Here is a 14,711-nt window from a genome sequence, read left to right as displayed (position 1 = left end):
ACCTGTGCCATACCGAGGGCTTGCACACGAGCACGAAAAAGGAGATACCCCAACTAGGAGGGATCATGAAAACCCGCATCATCACCGCAACGGTCGCCTCGGCAGCGCTCATCGCGACATTCCCGACCGCGGCCATGGCGGCCCCCGGTGGCAACCAGGGCAAGGGACAGCAGCACCGCAAGGCCGCGGTTCACAAGCGGGCTGCGGACTGCACCCGCAACACCTCGGCCGGCACTCTGAGCACCACCGGCGTGACGACTCTGCAGGCCATGGCCGAAGAGGAGAAGCTCGCCCACGACGTGTACGTCGCGCTCGACGAGAGCTACGGCGGGGTGATCTTCGAGAGGATCGCGAACAGCGAGTCCCGGCACCTGGCGGCCCTGCGCAAGCTGATGGCACGCTACGGCGTGGCCGACCCGACAGCGGGTCTGGCCGAGGGGGAGTTCGCGACCCCGGCGACCCGGCAGTTGTACCAGGACCTGCTGGGGCAGGCGACCACCCTGCAGATGGCCATGGACGTCGGCGCGACCATTGAGCGCCAGGACATCGCGGATCTCAGGGACGCCATCGCCGCAGCGGATCAACGCAACGTGACGCGGGTCTACAGCAACCTGTTGCGCGGCAGCCAGCGCCACCTGGTGGCGTTCACACGCTGAGGGTCGTGCGGGGCGTCGCCGACCGGTAGGTTGGCCGACGATGCCCCGTCACCTCACGCTGGACCAGGCCCGCCGTGCCTCAGTGCGCGCACAGCGACTGGATCGGCGTGGCCGCGGGGCGCCGCTGGCCCTGCTGCGTCACCTCGGCGCCGTGCAGATCGACAGCGTCAACGTGCTGGCTCGCGCTCACTACTTGCCGTTCTTCTCCCGGCTGGACTGTCCGCGCCACGCCGTCGACCGCTTGTTCGCCTCCCCCGGGACCACCGAGTACTGGGCGCATGAAGCGAGCCTGCTGACCGTGCCGGACCGGGCCCTTTTCGCCTGGCGGATGCGGGCATGGCACGACGACGCGTGGGGCAAGGTCCGGCGTGTGGCCGTGGAGTTCCCTGGGCTGCTCGAGGAGGTCCTGGCCGAAGTCCGCGCCGCCCCGGGGACAGCTCGCGACATAGAGCGGCGGCTGGAGGCCGACCATCCGCGGGAGCGCTCGGAGTGGGGCTGGAACTGGTCGGTGATCAAGGGCGCGTGCGAGGCCCTGTTCTGGTCGGGCGACCTGTCGACCAAGGGGCGCAACAATGCGTTCGAGCGCATCTACATCCCCGGCGGCATACCAGCGGTGGAGGACACGTGGGCGGCGCAGCAGCTGGTCATCCGCTCGGTGCGGGCCTGTGGCGTGGCAGACCGGCGCACTATCCGGGACTACTTCAGGGCAACCCCGGCCATCACCGACCTGGGGATCCGCGAGGCGCTGGCCGCGGGGGCCATCAAGGAGGTCTCGGTGGATGGGCGGCCCGGGTATGCCGACTCAGACCTCATCGTTCCGCGCATGGACCGAGGCACGGCCCTGCTGGCGCCCTTCGACCCCCTGTTGTGGGACCGGCAGCGCGTGCACCGACTGTTCGGTTTCCACTACCGGGTGGAGATCTACACCCCGCAGCCGAAACGTCAGTACGGGTACTACGCGCTGCCGTTCTTGCTGGACGGCCGGCTCGTCGCCCGCACGGACCTCAAGGCGGAGCGGGCCACGGGCACGTTGCTGGTGCGAGGCGCGTGGGCCGAACCCGGCGCCCCTGGCCACACCGGTGCTGCACTCGGCTCTGAGTTACAGCGGCTGGCCGAATGGCTGGGGCTCACCCGGGTGTCGGTGGCGCCGAGGGGTGACCTGGCCGCGGCCCTGGGGTGACGCCCTCCGACCCCCGGGCGGGAGAGACGACGATCGCTCCCGATGCGGCGGAAGAACCTGCCGCGAGAACCGGACTCAGCCGCCGATGCGCTTGAAGCTCGTGGTCGCGGACGCCTGACCCTTCGGAGCAGCGGTGGCGTTGAGCAGATCGTCATCGACCATGCGGAAGGTCCACACGGTGGTGGACGGCTTCGCCTCGTAGACCTGGTCCCCGGTCTCCGTGGCATCCAGGGTCAGATCGACCGTGCCACCGACGATCCGAACCGTGTACACGCCGTCGGCCGGCGGATCCACCGTCATCTGGATCTGCTCGCCGCCTGTGGACTCCCACTGGCCGACGAAGGGATCGGTGCGTGGTTCGGAACCCGAACTGCAGCCGGCCAGTGCCAGCGCCGCCATCACGGCGGCCAGAAGGGCTACGACTTTCCTCATGGTTACCCCCCAACGAGTAGGTGCTCCCAGTATCCTCCGGTCACGAATAGGTATGCGCCCCTGGACCCCTGGCGCAGGGTCGCCTAGCCTGGCCAGATGCGCATGATCCGCACCGCACCGCCCCTGATCCTGCTGGGCCTGTTGGCGGCAGTCACGCCAGCCGTGGCTCAGGACCGCCCGGCGACCGCCGCGGCGTCCGACTCGTGTACGCCGTTGAAGAAGCAGGCCAAGAAGGCGGCAAAGAAGGGCCAGAAGGCCAAGGCCAAGCGCCTGCGTACCAAGCACCGCACCTGCAAGGACGCCGCCACCATCCGCACGGCGCTGGCCGGCTACACCTTCACCGGGACCCGCGGGGACGGCGAACCGAAGTCCGTGACACTGTGCGACAACGGCAAGTGGGAGAGCCGCACGGGCAGCGGCCCCGTCGCGATCTCCACCGGCGACTCCTGGCTCGTGCGCTACCCGCAGTTCTCCAGCGCCACGAAGTGGGTCACCCAGGTCGCCGAGTACAAGGACCGCAACCGCGGCGGGTGGAGCATCGGCCTGGCGCGCGAGGGTGACGCCTTCCAGATCGGCATCTCGTCGTTCGACACCGTGAACTCATTGGGACCGGTGACCCGCACGTCGGGCGACGCCGTCTGCGCCACCCTCTAGAGCCCCGACAGCACCTCGATCCGCCCGCTGTCGGCGGCCGCCTGCAACGCGGCGTAGTCCCGCTCGTTCTGCTCCGCGTAGGCCACAGCGAACGCTGCGATGGCCTTGTCGAAGACCTCGCCGGAACCGAGGTACGCGGCGATGGCGATGCGGTCCCCGGACCGGGCGTGGGCCTTGGCCAGCGTCCAGGCGCACATCCGCCCGTACATGAACAACCGGGAGGCGTCGATGTTGTCGACGTCGGCCGAGCCCTTCCAGTCCCGCAGTTGCCGTACGTAATAGTCGTGCACCAGCCCGTCGACCGGGCCGGTGAGGCGGTGCCAGCCCAGAAAGATGTCGCTGGCCGACTGCATCAGCCTCTGACCGGCAACGACCCGCTGACCGGCGTTCTGGAATCGACTGCGCCCCACGAACCGCTCAAGAACGGACTCCTGAGCCTCTTTGGCCTGAAGGATCAACGGGTCGTCGTCGTCGCGGCCCAGCATCAGCATGATCCAGGCGCGGGTGCCCACACTGCCGACGCCCACGACCTTCAGCGCGGCGTCAACGTACTCGTACTGCTCCAGCAGGTGCCGGCGGTCGGTCGGCAAGGTCCGGCGGTAACCCTTGATCACGTCGCGGATCTCCCGCTCGACATCGTCCGCGGACAAACCGAACCGGGTGGTCGCGAGGTCATGCAGACGGGCGATCAGCGGTGGCTGGTGGATGATCCGGCGGTGGCCGTCGACGACCTCGGTGAACTTGCTCAACGCCTGCATGGAATCGCGGGTGCGGGCCTTGGCGATGGCCTTCTCGGTGCGTTTGACGGCCTTCGCCGGACGGGTGCTGCGGAACTGCTCGAACTGCTCCTCGAAGTCCAGCCGGGCGTACCACAGGTCCAGGTTGCGCATCTGGGCGAACCGCGTCATCGCCAGGCGGTAGGCCTCGGTGGCACCCAGCACGACCCGGCGCCGCTGGTCGGCGTCGTGTCCGTTGGCCCGTCCGGCGATCTCCAGACTGGTGACCAGCCGTTTGACATCCCACTCCCAGGGCCCCGGGGCGGTCTCGTCGAAGTCGTTGATGTCGAAGACCAGCCGGCGCTCGGGCGAGCCGAACACCCCGAAGTTGGCCAGGTGGGCATCCCCGCAGGCCTGCACCCGCAGGCCGGAATCCGGCGTCTGGGAAAGGTCCGAGGCCATGACCAGCGCCGCACCCCGGAAGAACGTGAAGGGCGAGACGAGCATCCGGCCGTAGCGGATCGGCACCAGTTCCGGCACCCGGGTCGCGGCCTGCGATTCCAGCAGCGTCACCGGGTCCGGCCGGTCGGTGGCGGGCTCGAACATGGCATGGCTGGAACGGGGGATGCGGGCGCGGGCGGCCTTGCCGCTCGCAGCGCGGTCCGACAGGGAGGCGGTCATGATGCTCAGGCTGCCACGCCGGTCGGCCGGTGGCAGCCTGTACGACTACAGGTCCAGCCCGGTGAGGACCATGACCCGGTCGTGGGTGAGGTCGGTCATGGCTGCGCGCAGCCCCCCCCGCCCCAGCCCGGCAGCCTTCACACCCCCGTACGGCATCTGGTCGGCGCGGAACGACGGCACATCCCCGATCACGACCCCGCCCACCAGCAGTTCCCGGTGCGCGCGGAACGCGACCTGCAAGTCGCGGGTGAAGATCCCCGCCTGCAAGCCGAAACGCGAGTCGTTCACCGCAGCCAGCGCCGCATCGACGCCGTCGAAGCGCGACACGGTCATGACCGGCCCGAAGACCTCCTCACAGGAGACCCTGGCCTCCGGGGGTGCGTCGGCCAGCAGCGTCGGGGCGATCGTGGTGCCCTCCCGGGTCCCGCCGGCGAGCAGCGTTGCGCCGGAGGCCACGGCATCGTCGATCCAGGACGCGATGCGCTCGGCGGCCGCCTCATTGATGACCGGGCCCACCTGCACCCCCTCCTGCGTCGGAGCGCCGGTCGTCAGCGCGTTCATCTTGTCCACCAGCAGCGGGATGAACCGGTCGTACAGCGATTCGTCGACCAGGACCCGCTGCACCGAGACGCAGGACTGCCCGGCCTGGTAGTTGCCGAAGGTCGCGATCCGGGTGGCCGCCCACTCGAGGTCCTCCGGGCTCGACCAGTCCGCCAGCACGACGGCCGCAGCATTCCCGCCGAGTTCGAGCACCACGTGCTTGGTCGGCTGATCCGACTGGATGTGGTAGCCGACGGTCTCCGAACCGGTGAACGACACCACCGGCAACCGGGGGTCGGACACCAGGGCGGCGGTCTGCTCGTTGGCCAGCGGCAGGACCGACCACATACCCGCGGGCAAGTCCGTCTCGGCCAGCACCTCGCCGAGCAGCAGCGCGGTCAGCGGTGTCGCCGGAGCGGGCTTGATGATGATCGGAGCCCCCACCGCCAGCGCCGGGGCGACCTTGTGAGCCACGAGGTTCAGCGGGAAGTTGAAGGGCGCGATCCCCAGCACCGGACCGTTGGGGAACCGGCGGATGAGGGCCATCCGCCCGGCGGACGTGGGATCAGTGTCCAGGCGCTGCATCTCCCCGGACCAGCGGCGGGCCTCCTCGGCCGCCCAGCGGAACGTGGAGGCGCCGCGGGTGACCTCGACCCGTGACCACATCAGCGGCTTGCCGTTCTCGGCGGTGATGAGTTGCGCGATCTCCTCGGCACGTTCGGTGATGCGGTTGGAGACGTGCATGAGCGCGTCGGCGCGCTGGGCCGCGGTGGTGGCCAGCGCCGCGGGCTGGGCATCGACGGCCGCCTGCACCGCTTCGTCGACGTCCTCGGCGGCCGGTTCGGCATGACGCCCGACCAGCGTTGCGTCGTACGGGCTGTGCACCTCGTGCACGGCGTTCCCGACCCGGGGCTTGCCGGCCACCCAGAAGGGCGTCACCTCACTCATGCACCCACCTCGGCGGCCAGCGCGTCGGCGAGGACGTCGAGACCGTCGGACAGCAACTCATCGCTGATCACCAGCGGGGGCAGCAGGCGGATGACGTTGCCGTATGTACCGGCGGTCAGAATGAGCACACCCGCCTGGATGCAGCGGGCGGCCAGGGCCTTGGGCAGGTCGGGCAGGGGCGCCAGGGTGCCGGGCTCGGCGAACTCGATGGCGATCATCGCCCCACGGCCGCGGACCTCGGCGATGATGTCGAACTTGTCGGACAAGGAGTTCAACCGCTCCATCATGATGGCCCCGAGCTCACGGGCCCGGCGGGGCAGGTCCTGCTCGGCCATGGTTGCGATGGCACCGATGGCCGCGGCGCACGCGACGGGGTTGCCGCCGTAGGTGCCGCCCAGGCCGCCGACATGGACGCTGTCCATGATCTGCGCGCGACCGGTCACCGCGGCCAGCGGCATGCCGCCCGCGATGCCCTTGGCGGTGGTGATGAGGTCCGGGACGACACCCTCGTGATCGCAGGCGAACCATTCCCCGGTGCGGCAGAAGCCGGTCTGGATCTCGTCGGCGACGAAGACCACCCCGTTCTCCTGGCACCACGCGGCCAATGCCGGCAGGAAGCCCTCCGCTGGGACGATGAAGCCACCCTCCCCCTGGATCGGCTCGATGATCAACGCAGCGAGGTTGGACGCGCCCACCTCGGACTCGATGCGCAGGATCGCTCGCTGCGCGGCGGCCGGGCCATCGAGTTCGTCGCGCAGCGGGTACGAGGTCGGCACACGGTGGATCTCGGAGGCGAACGGTCCGAAGCTGTGCTTGTACGGCATGTTCTTCGCGGTCAGCGCCATCGTGAGGTTCGTGCGGCCGTGGTAGGCGTGCTCGACGGCGACGACGGAGTTGCGGCCGGTGTAGGCACGCGCAACCTTGATCGCGTTCTCGACCGCCTCGGCCCCGGAGTTGAACAACGCGGAGTGTTTCTCGTGGTCGCCCGGGGTCAGCCGGTTGAGCTGCTCGCACACCTCGATGTACGGCTCGTAGCCGGCGACCATGAAGCACGTGTGGGTCAGTTTGTGCGCCTGCTCGTCCATGGCGGCGACGACCTTCGGGGCGCTGTTGCCCACGTTGACCACGGCGATCCCAGCACCCAGGTCGATCAGGGAGTTGCCATCGACGTCGACGATCACACCTCCGCCGGCGCGGTCGGCGTAGACGGGCACGGCGGCACCGAGGGCCGCAGAAACGGCAGCCTTACGCCGCTGCGCCAATGCCAGCGACTTAGGTCCGGGGATCTGCGTGACGACCTCACGCTTCTGGGGCAGGTCGGGGCCGAATGCATCGGTCATGCGGGGCGTTCCTCCATCTTCCATTCCTGGCCATAGCCGTCTTTGAGCAGTTCCAGGAACGGCTCACTGGGCATTGCTTCCGGGCCCAGGACGCCGGCACCCGACCATGCCCCCGTGGACAGCAGCTCCAGTGCCACCACCGGGTTCATCGCGGTCTGCCACACGACGGCCTGCGCGCCGTACTCCTTCATGCTCCACTCGTTGTCGCACACGTGGTACAGGTAAACGGCCCGTGGTTGGCCGTCCTTTCCGGTGCCGGTGACGAACAGCCCGGCACAGGTCTTGCCGGTCATCCGGTCCCCGAGCGTCGCCGGGTCGGGAAGAACCGCGGCAACCACATCGCGGGGGCTGACCTCGTGGTGGTGGACCTTGACCTTCTCGGTGCGGTCGAGGCCGAGTTTGCGCAGGGTCTTGAGCACCTCGATGAACTCGTCGCCGAGGCCGAACTTGAAGGTCACCTTCTTCGCGTCCACCCACCGCGGCATGAGCAGGACCTCCTCATGCTCGACGTTGACGCACTCCACCGGACCGATGCCCTCGGGGAAGTCGAAGATCTCCGCGCCGCTGAACGGTTCGGTGGTGAACCATCCCTTGTCCTTCTCCCAGATCACCGGCGGGTTGAGGCACTCCTCGATGACCGTCCAGATCGAGAAGGAGGGGGCGAAGTCGTAGCCGTCCACGACGATGTCGGACGCGTCGCGCACGCCGAGTTCATCGATCTCGCTGAACAGGTGGTCGGCCGCGTAACGCGCGAAGACGTCCGCCAGTCCGGGCTCCACCCCGATGCCCACCAGCGCGAGGCGATCCTTCGCCTCCCACGCCTGGGCCATTGCGAACTGGTCGTCGCCGAGCTTCACCCCGGTGAGTTCGTAGGGCTTCTCCGGATGCTTGCTGGACAGGCTCATGGCCGTGTCCAAGTAGTCGGCCCCGGCCAGGAAAGCCCCTTCGAAGATGCTCATGACGAAGCGCGGGTCGACGACATTGAGCACGTGAGTGATCGCGTGTTCACGGCAGGCTTGGGCGACCGCCTGGGCATCGGAGGCGTCGATCTGGGTAGCGCTGAAGCGGGGGTCACCGATGCGCGCCACGAGCGCAGTTGCTCGGTGGCCGTCGTAATCGGCGATCACGACGTGCTCGTAGAAGCCACGCCGCGCGGCGATGAGGGCCGCAGACGAGCCGACGCCGCCGGCGCCGATGATGAGGATGCGCATGGGCCCCAGGGTACGGTTTTCGCAGCGATTCCCGCAATCCACTCCTGAAACCGTAGGTGGAGACGAGGGTTGGACGATGAACCGCGCGAGGGGCCGCGCGCAGCATCACGGCTCGATGGAACTCATCACGTGCTTGATGCGCGTGTAGTCCTCGAACCCGTACATCGACAGGTCCTTGCCGTAGCCCGACTTCTTGTACCCGCCGTGCGGCATCTCGGCGACGAGCGGGATGTGGGTGTTGATCCACACCGTCCCGAAGTCCAGTGCCTTGGCCATCCGCAGGGCGCGGCCGTGATTCTCCGTCCAGACCGAACTGGCCAGGCCGTAGTCGACGCCGTTGGCCCACTCGATGGCCTTCGCCTCGTCGTCGAAGCGCTGCACCGTCATCACCGGGCCGAAGATCTCGTTCTGGATCATCTCGTCGTCCTGCTGCATGTCCACGACGACCGTGGGCTCGAGGAAGTACCCGCGGTCCCCCTCACGACTGCCACCAGCAGCGATGTTCGCGTGGCCCGGCTTGCGCTCCAGGAAGCCCATGACCTTCTCGAACTGCGCGAGGTTGTTCAACGGCGGCACCAGCGCGTCCTCATCGGTGGGGCCGTTGGCGAACGTGGTGGCGGTGTTCTTGGCCTGCTCGGCCAGCGCGGCCACGAAGTCGTCGTGCAGCCCGTCCTGCACCAGCACCCGGGTGGCGGCGGTGCAGTCCTGGCCGGCGTTGAAGTAGCCCGCGACGGCGAGCCATTCGGCCGCCTTCTCGGGATCGGCGTCGTCGAACACGACCACTGGGGCCTTGCCGCCGAGCTCGAGGTGCACGCGCTTGACCATCCTGGAGGCTTCCTCGGCCACCTGCATGCCGGCACGCACGGAGCCGGTGATCGCGGCCATGTCGATGCCGGGGTGGGCCACCAGCGCCCGGCCGGTGTCGCGGTCGCCGGTGATGACGTTGAAGACCCCGGGCGGCAGGATCTCGGCCTCGGCGATCATCTGCGCCAGCCGGGCGGTCGACACCGGGGTGGTGTCCGAGGGCTTGAGCACGACCGCGTTGCCGGGCGCGGTGGCCGGCGCGAACTTCCAGGCCGCCATCATCAGCGGGTAGGTCCACGGCGTCACTTGGGCGATGACACCCACCGGCTCGCGGCGGATCATCGACGTGAAGCCTTCCATGTACTCCCCGGCGGCGCGGCCCTCGAGCACGCGAGCGGCGCCGGCGAAGAAGCGCAACTGGTCGACCATCGGGGGGACTTCCTCGGCCATGGTGACCGGGATCGGCTTGCCGGTGTTCTCCGATTCCAGCGCCACGAGTTCGTCCGCGTTGGCCTCGACGAGGTCGGCGATGGCCAGCATGGCCTTCTGCCGCACGGACGGGGTGACATCGCGCCACACGAGATAGGCCTCGCGGGCAGCCGTCACCGCGGCGTCGACATCAGCCTGCGACGACACCGGCGCCTGGCCGAAGACCTCACCCGTGGTCGGGTTGATGAGATCCTGGGCATCCCCCTGGCCGGGAGCCACGACCCCGTTGACGACGTTGTTGACCTGCATCACTTCTCCTCTTTGCGACGTCCGATCGCTGCCACCCTACCCACAGTGACGCGCCCTGTCGCCCCCTTGTTCGGACCCTCTACTACGGATTCAGCCGTTCTGGGTGGCTCAAAGTACGAATAGCATTGCCCCGCTCCGGGAGGTGAGTGAGAATCGCAGGGTGAGTGAGATGACCCTGGACGAGACCAGCCGCGCCATCATCCGGCTACTGCAACTGGACGGCCGCCGCGCCTACGCCGACATCGCAAAGGAGGTCGGCCTGTCGGAGGCGGCGGTGCGCCAGCGGGTCCGCCGGCTTCTGGACGCCGAGGTGATCCAGATCGTGGCGGTGACCGACCAGATCCAGATGGGCTATCCCCGGGCAGCCATGATCGCCATCCAGGTCGACGGTGACGTCCAGGACGCTGCCCGCCTGATCGCGGCAATCCCCGAGGTCGACTACCTCGTCTCGACGGCCGGCGGGATCGACCTGCTCGCGGAGGTGTTCGCCACCGATGACCAGCACCTCTACCGACTGCTGAACCACGTGCGGGCAGTCGACGGCGTGCGCTCGGCGCAGACCTACATGTACTTCAAGATCCACAAGCAGACCTACCAGTGGGGCGTGAAATGACCAGCACCCCGCAACTGGTGACCGAGAGCGGGGCGGACCCGCTGGCTGAGAAGGCCCGGCGCCACCTCTGGATGCACTTCACCCGGCACTCCACCTACTCCCACGGCGAGCACGTGCCGGTCATCGTGCGCGGCGAGGGCGCGTACATCTGGGACGACCAGGGCAAGCGCTACTTCGACGGGCTAGCCGGCCTGTTCACCGTGATGATGGGCCACGGTCGCGAGGAGATCGCCAGGGCTGCCGCCGAGCAGGCCGGCACGCTCGGCCATTTCCCCATCTGGTCCTACGCGAACCCGCCGGCGATCGAACTGGCGGAGCGCCTGGCGACTCTGGCCCCCGCCGACCTGAACCGCGTGTTCTTCACCAGCGGTGGCGGGGAGGCCGTGGAGTCGGCGTGGAAGCTGGCCAAGCAGTACTTCCAGATCACCGGCAAGCCCAACAAGTACAAGGTCATCAGCCGGTCAGTGGCGTACCACGGCACCCCGCAGGGGGCGCTGAGCATCACGGGCATCCCGGCCGCCAAGCACCCCTTCGAACCGCTGGTCCCCGGTGCGCACAAGGTACCGAACACGAACTTCTACCGGGCACCGGTACACGCCGACGATGAGGCCGCGTTCGGCCGCTGGGCCGCTGATCAGATCGAAGCGGCCATCGAGATGGAGGGGCCCGACTCGGTGGCGGCGGTGTTCCTCGAGCCGGTCCAGAACTCCGGCGGGTGCTTCCCACCCCCGCCTGGCTACCTGGAACGGGTCCGGGAGATCTGCGACACCTACGACGTCCTGTTCGTCGCCGACGAGACCATCACGGCGTTCGGCCGGATCGGCGACTTCTTCGCCATGAACCGGTTCGGGGTCCAGCCCGACATCATCACCTGTGCAAAGGGCATGACCTCGGGGTACGCGCCCATGGGCGCAATGATCGTGCACGACAGGTTGTTCGAACCGTTCGCGCACGGCCGCAACACGTTCCTGCACGGTTACACCTGGGGCGGGCACCCGGTGGGCGCCGCGGTCGCGCTGGCGAACCTCGACCTCATGGAGTCCGAACACATCATGGCGCACGTGCGGGACAGTGAGGACGGGTTCCGCGCCACGCTGCAGAAACTGCACGACCTGCCCATCGTCGGGGACGTGCGCGGGGCCGGATACTTCTACGGCATCGAACTGGTCAAGGACAAGACCACACGCGAAACGTTCACGCCCGATGACTCCGAGCGCCTGCTGCGCGGGTTCCTGTCGAAGGCCCTGTTCGACAGCGGTTTGTACTGCCGGGCCGACGATCGCGGGGACCCCGTCATCCAGTTGGCTCCGCCGTTGATCTGCGACCAGCCGCACTTCGACGAGGTCGAGCAGATCCTGCGCTCCGTGCTCACCCAGGCCTGGTCGATCCTGTAGGTACGGGTGCGGCTCCGTATGTACCCTCGCACGGAGTTGGGTGAGCACAGACAACTCAATTGGCTCAGGTTACCCAGACCTGGCCAATGATGGACGCCGGCGAACCGCGAGCAGTCCGACGACCTGCCGGCGGTCAGGGGTGCGGCGGGAACCGCCGGCGGGCGGCCTCCACGACCGCGTCGAACTGTTCGCGCGACAGGTTGCCCCCTTCGCGGCGCACGGAGTTCGGGGTCACGGCCAGCGGTCGCGAGACATTGGCCCAGGACGGCCGGTGCTCGTCGTCCCACTCCCCCGACCCGATGGGCACCCACTGCTCATCGCCGGACCGGTCCTTGCTGGACAGCAGGAAGCACACAAGATCCGCGGGCTTGTCCACCGCCCGGCCCACGATGGCCAGCGGCCGGTCCTTGCCCTGGCTGGGGTCCTCCTCGAATGGGACCCACGCCCACACCACCTCGCCGGGATCCGGCTCCTGGTCATGTTCCGGGGCGTACTCGGGGATGGCCGGACCCCGGAAGTCGAAGGCGCCGCCACGGATGGGACGGGGGTCTGCATCGTCCTGCATCACCGCTCCTCACTCGGGTTGATCAGTTCCAGCGTGACAACCACGTCGATCGGGGTGCCGGTCCCGCCGGTCCGCTGGCCGGTGAAACGGCCCCTACCAGCAAGGGTGGCATACGTCTGCGTCCCGCCGATCACCTCGGTCTCTCCCGAGTAGGACGAGCCGTCGCCCTGTGGACCGGGCTGGGCGACACCGGTGATCCGCAGGCCGATGTCGCCGCTGTCCGAGGTGAGGTTCACGAACCCTTCGAACGTGCCGTTCGACCGCACGAAGTCGCTGGCCACCAGCATCTGGACGCGGAACGCCTCGCCGAGGAACTGCGTGCGCCCCCGGTAGCGCGACCATCCGAACGTCTTCTCATTGTTCTGACCCACCACGTAGAAGGAGCGGGTGCGCAGCGTGAAGGTGGTGGTGAACTCCTGCGTCCGCTTGGTGGAGGCCGACGGCGAGGCCGACGGCGGCGACGGCTGGCCACTGCAGGCGGTCAGGAGCAGCAATGCGGCCACCGCCATCGCCCTGCGCACCCCTCGAGACTGCCACGCTGGCCCACGACCACGCCACCGACCCGCTCACGCCTCCAAAACGGTCTCTCCGACGTAGCCACCCTCGGCGCAGCCCGGGAAACACGCGAACAGCGCGCTGCCTTGCGCCACGGTGAATGCGTTCAGCGCATCGCCGACGTCCAGCCGGGCCTGGATCGGTATGAATCCCGTGCGCGGGTCGGCCTGCCATGCCATGAACAGCAGCCCAGCCCCATCGGAGCCGTCGTCGTAGGAGAACGAACGCCGATGAATGCGCGCCCCGTGGGTGTTCTCCGGATGGGACAGGCGCACGTGTGACGTCGACGGGACCACCAGTTCGCGCCGGGCGGTCTGCGCCGACAGGTCCACTGCGTCGGTCTCCTTCGTGCCGTTGAACGGGGCACCCGTGTCCTTGAACCGCCCGATCACGGCCTCCTGCGCCTCGACCGGTTGCTCGTTCCAGGCGTCGAGATCCATGCGGATCCGGCGCAGGGCCAGGTACGAGCCCCCTCGCAGCCACTCGGGCTGGGTGTCGGCCGACCACAGCACCTCGTCGAACAGCGCGTCGTCCGCGGGCAGGTTCGCCGTGCCGTCGATCTGCCCCATGAGATTGCGCCGGGTGGGCGAACTGAAACCGCGCTGCCACCATCGCACACGCGCCACCTCGGCGGCCGCAGCGACCATGTGCCGGGCTGCGGTGGCAGCCACGACGGCGTCGTCCGCGCCGACCTGCAGGAACATGTCCCCGCCGGTCCAGCGCCTCTGCAACTGGTCCTTGCTGAACGCCGGCAGCGGGGCCAGCCCGTCGGGCTGGAGGCGCTGGAGACCCAGACCGGGCAGGAAGCCCGGCCCGATGCCCCAGGTGGCGGTCAGCCTGGCCGGGACCGCGAAGAGGTCCGCGTCCGCAGTCTGCTCGAAGAGTCCGGCCGTCAGGGCGGTCCACATGCGGAACAGCTCCCGGACCTGTGCAGCCTTTGCCGTCGTCAGGTCCAGCGCGACGAGTTCGACCCGGGCCTGCGCGGGTGTGGCGATTCCGGCTTGATGCTCCCCGTAGAACGCCGGCTGCTCGGCGTCATCGGCCGACTGCCGCTCGGCATAGACGATGCCACCGCCGACCGCGGCGGCGGTCCCGGCCAGGATGCCCCCGGCCAGGACCGTCCGGCGCGAGACGCTCATGACGACGGCGAGCCGCTCATGTCCATCGGACCCTCATCCTCCGTCGCGCCGTCGGGGTTCATCCCCTCCCGGGCTTCGACGGGTGCTGTCACCTGCACGGTGTCACCGTTCGACAGGTTCAGCGTGACCGGGATCTCGTCCCCGACCTTCCAGTCGGCGGTGACGTCCATCAGCATCACGTGATAACTGCCCGGCTTGAGTTCGACGCTGCCGCCGGCAGGAATCTCGAGGCCCCCCGGAACCTCCTGCATGACCTCGGTGTTCCCCTGCTTCACGAACTCGTGGACCTGGACCATCGCGACGTCCGGAGCAGAACCCCCTGTGATCTTCACGGACTCCGCACCGGAGTTGGCCACGGTTCCGAACATCGCCGAGGTGTTCGATGCCGGCTGCGGGATGTAGGCGTCGGTGACGGTGATGGTCGCGCCCGCCGGAGGGGCACTGGACTGCGTGTCGCTCGAACCGCTCGAGCAGCCCGCCAGCGCCACGGCACCGGTGGCGGCCAGCACCATGATCGTCTTTCGCATCATTGTTCCTCTCGTGTT

15 protein-coding genes are annotated in these 14,711 nt (G+C 68.6%); 5 read left to right on the top strand and 10 right to left on the bottom strand.

The genetic code is table 11. The features are described from left to right. Positions 1-65 precede the first annotated feature (65 nt). A complete protein-coding gene (locus tag IPG68_12695; GenBank protein ID MBK6764069.1) occupies positions 66-656 on the top strand; it encodes a DUF2202 domain-containing protein in 591 nt (196 codons plus the stop codon). A gap of 40 nt (positions 657-696) precedes the next feature. Next, positions 697-1,836: a YcaQ family DNA glycosylase gene (locus tag IPG68_12690; protein MBK6764068.1), complete on the top strand. Its 1,140-nt coding sequence runs from the start codon at positions 697-699 to the stop codon at positions 1,834-1,836. 75 nt (positions 1,837-1,911) lie between these two features. Here IPG68_12690 and IPG68_12685 read toward each other — a convergent pair whose 3' ends face one another. After that, on the bottom strand, positions 1,912-2,268 hold the full coding sequence (locus IPG68_12685; GenBank protein MBK6764067.1) for a hypothetical protein: 357 nt from the start codon (positions 2,266-2,268) through the stop codon (positions 1,912-1,914). Between the two features lie 96 nt (positions 2,269-2,364). Here IPG68_12685 and IPG68_12680 point away from each other — a divergent pair, with 96 nt between their 5' ends. Next, a complete protein-coding gene (locus tag IPG68_12680; protein ID MBK6764066.1) occupies positions 2,365-2,922 on the top strand; it encodes a hypothetical protein in 558 nt (185 codons plus the stop codon). On the opposite strand, the gene IPG68_12675 is transcribed toward IPG68_12680, so the two are convergent. The 5 genes from IPG68_12675 to IPG68_12655 all read right to left on the bottom strand — a co-directional run bounded on the left by IPG68_12675 (position 2,919) and on the right by IPG68_12655 (position 9,900). Then, positions 2,919-4,319 (bottom strand): DUF2252 domain-containing protein, encoded by a 1,401-nt coding sequence (locus tag IPG68_12675; protein MBK6764065.1) that lies wholly within the window; start codon positions 4,317-4,319, stop codon positions 2,919-2,921. The genes IPG68_12680 and IPG68_12675 overlap by 4 nt on opposite strands. A 45-nt stretch (positions 4,320-4,364) precedes the next feature. After that, positions 4,365-5,807 carry an aldehyde dehydrogenase family protein gene (locus IPG68_12670; GenBank protein MBK6764064.1) on the bottom strand — a complete coding sequence of 481 codons (1,443 nt, stop codon included), beginning with the start codon at positions 5,805-5,807 and terminating at the stop codon, positions 4,365-4,367. After that, on the bottom strand, positions 5,804-7,147 hold the full coding sequence (gabT, locus tag IPG68_12665) for a 4-aminobutyrate--2-oxoglutarate transaminase (GenBank protein MBK6764063.1): 1,344 nt from the start codon (positions 7,145-7,147) through the stop codon (positions 5,804-5,806). The genes IPG68_12670 and gabT overlap by 4 nt, the downstream gene beginning before the upstream one ends. Next, a complete protein-coding gene (locus IPG68_12660; protein MBK6764062.1) occupies positions 7,144-8,358 on the bottom strand; it encodes a saccharopine dehydrogenase NADP-binding domain-containing protein in 1,215 nt (404 codons plus the stop codon). The genes gabT and IPG68_12660 overlap by 4 nt, the downstream gene beginning before the upstream one ends. Before the next feature lie 105 nt (positions 8,359-8,463). Next, positions 8,464-9,900: an aminobutyraldehyde dehydrogenase gene (locus IPG68_12655; protein MBK6764061.1), complete on the bottom strand. Its 1,437-nt coding sequence runs from the start codon at positions 9,898-9,900 to the stop codon at positions 8,464-8,466. A gap of 169 nt (positions 9,901-10,069) precedes the next feature. On the opposite strand from IPG68_12655, the gene IPG68_12650 reads away from it, so the two are divergent. After that, complete coding sequence (locus IPG68_12650) at positions 10,070-10,513, top strand: Lrp/AsnC family transcriptional regulator (protein MBK6764060.1); 444 nt, start codon at positions 10,070-10,072, stop codon at positions 10,511-10,513. Further along, positions 10,510-11,907, top strand: a complete 1,398-nt coding sequence (locus tag IPG68_12645; protein MBK6764059.1) for an aspartate aminotransferase family protein — start codon at positions 10,510-10,512, stop codon at positions 11,905-11,907. The genes IPG68_12650 and IPG68_12645 overlap by 4 nt, the downstream gene beginning before the upstream one ends. Before the next feature lie 133 nt (positions 11,908-12,040). Here the strand turns inward: IPG68_12645 and IPG68_12640 are convergent, their stop codons facing one another. The 4 genes from IPG68_12640 to IPG68_12625 are packed head-to-tail and all read right to left on the bottom strand — an operon-like array spanning position 12,041 to position 14,696. Then, the gene (locus IPG68_12640; GenBank protein ID MBK6764058.1) at positions 12,041-12,472 is read right to left on the bottom strand and encodes a type II toxin-antitoxin system PemK/MazF family toxin; all 432 of its coding nucleotides are present in this window, start codon (positions 12,470-12,472) and stop codon (positions 12,041-12,043) included. Next, a complete protein-coding gene (locus IPG68_12635) occupies positions 12,472-12,993 on the bottom strand; it encodes a hypothetical protein (GenBank protein MBK6764057.1) in 522 nt (173 codons plus the stop codon). Before IPG68_12635 ends, IPG68_12640 begins: the two co-directional genes overlap by 1 nt. Positions 12,994-13,038: 45 nt before the next feature. Beyond that, entirely contained in the window at positions 13,039-14,166 is a 1,128-nt protein-coding gene (locus tag IPG68_12630) for a Dyp-type peroxidase (GenBank protein ID MBK6764056.1), read from the bottom strand. Then, positions 14,163-14,696 carry a copper chaperone PCu(A)C gene (locus IPG68_12625; protein ID MBK6764055.1) on the bottom strand — a complete coding sequence of 178 codons (534 nt, stop codon included), beginning with the start codon at positions 14,694-14,696 and terminating at the stop codon, positions 14,163-14,165. The genes IPG68_12630 and IPG68_12625 overlap by 4 nt, the downstream gene beginning before the upstream one ends. Between the last annotated feature and the right edge of the window lie 15 nt (positions 14,697-14,711).

This window comes from Micrococcales bacterium (genome assembly GCA_016703125.1).
GTDB lineage: Bacteria > Actinomycetota > Actinomycetes > S36-B12 > UBA10799 > JADKAV01.
This window is presented reverse-complemented; position numbering and strand designations above follow the sequence as displayed.

What these genes read in the sequence shown, in the direction of transcription:
- IPG68_12695 (MBK6764069.1), top strand. Translation starts at nt 66, where the DNA reads ATGAAAACCCGCATCATCACCGCAACGGTCGCCTCGGCAGCGCTCATC.
- IPG68_12690 (MBK6764068.1), top strand. Translation starts at nt 697, where the DNA reads ATGCCCCGTCACCTCACGCTGGACCAGGCCCGCCGTGCCTCAGTGCGC.
- IPG68_12685 (MBK6764067.1), bottom strand. Translation starts at nt 2,268, where the DNA reads ATGAGGAAAGTCGTAGCCCTTCTGGCCGCCGTGATGGCGGCGCTGGCA.
- IPG68_12680 (MBK6764066.1), top strand. Translation starts at nt 2,365, where the DNA reads ATGCGCATGATCCGCACCGCACCGCCCCTGATCCTGCTGGGCCTGTTG.
- IPG68_12675 (MBK6764065.1), bottom strand. Translation starts at nt 4,319, where the DNA reads ATGACCGCCTCCCTGTCGGACCGCGCTGCGAGCGGCAAGGCCGCCCGC.
- IPG68_12670 (MBK6764064.1), bottom strand. Translation starts at nt 5,807, where the DNA reads ATGAGTGAGGTGACGCCCTTCTGGGTGGCCGGCAAGCCCCGGGTCGGG.
- gabT (MBK6764063.1), bottom strand. Translation starts at nt 7,147, where the DNA reads ATGACCGATGCATTCGGCCCCGACCTGCCCCAGAAGCGTGAGGTCGTC.
- IPG68_12660 (MBK6764062.1), bottom strand. Translation starts at nt 8,358, where the DNA reads ATGCGCATCCTCATCATCGGCGCCGGCGGCGTCGGCTCGTCTGCGGCC.
- IPG68_12655 (MBK6764061.1), bottom strand. Translation starts at nt 9,900, where the DNA reads ATGCAGGTCAACAACGTCGTCAACGGGGTCGTGGCTCCCGGCCAGGGG.
- IPG68_12650 (MBK6764060.1), top strand. Translation starts at nt 10,070, where the DNA reads ATGACCCTGGACGAGACCAGCCGCGCCATCATCCGGCTACTGCAACTG.
- IPG68_12645 (MBK6764059.1), top strand. Translation starts at nt 10,510, where the DNA reads ATGACCAGCACCCCGCAACTGGTGACCGAGAGCGGGGCGGACCCGCTG.
- IPG68_12640 (MBK6764058.1), bottom strand. Translation starts at nt 12,472, where the DNA reads ATGCAGGACGATGCAGACCCCCGTCCCATCCGTGGCGGCGCCTTCGAC.
- IPG68_12630 (MBK6764056.1), bottom strand. Translation starts at nt 14,166, where the DNA reads ATGAGCGTCTCGCGCCGGACGGTCCTGGCCGGGGGCATCCTGGCCGGG.
- IPG68_12625 (MBK6764055.1), bottom strand. Translation starts at nt 14,696, where the DNA reads ATGATGCGAAAGACGATCATGGTGCTGGCCGCCACCGGTGCCGTGGCG.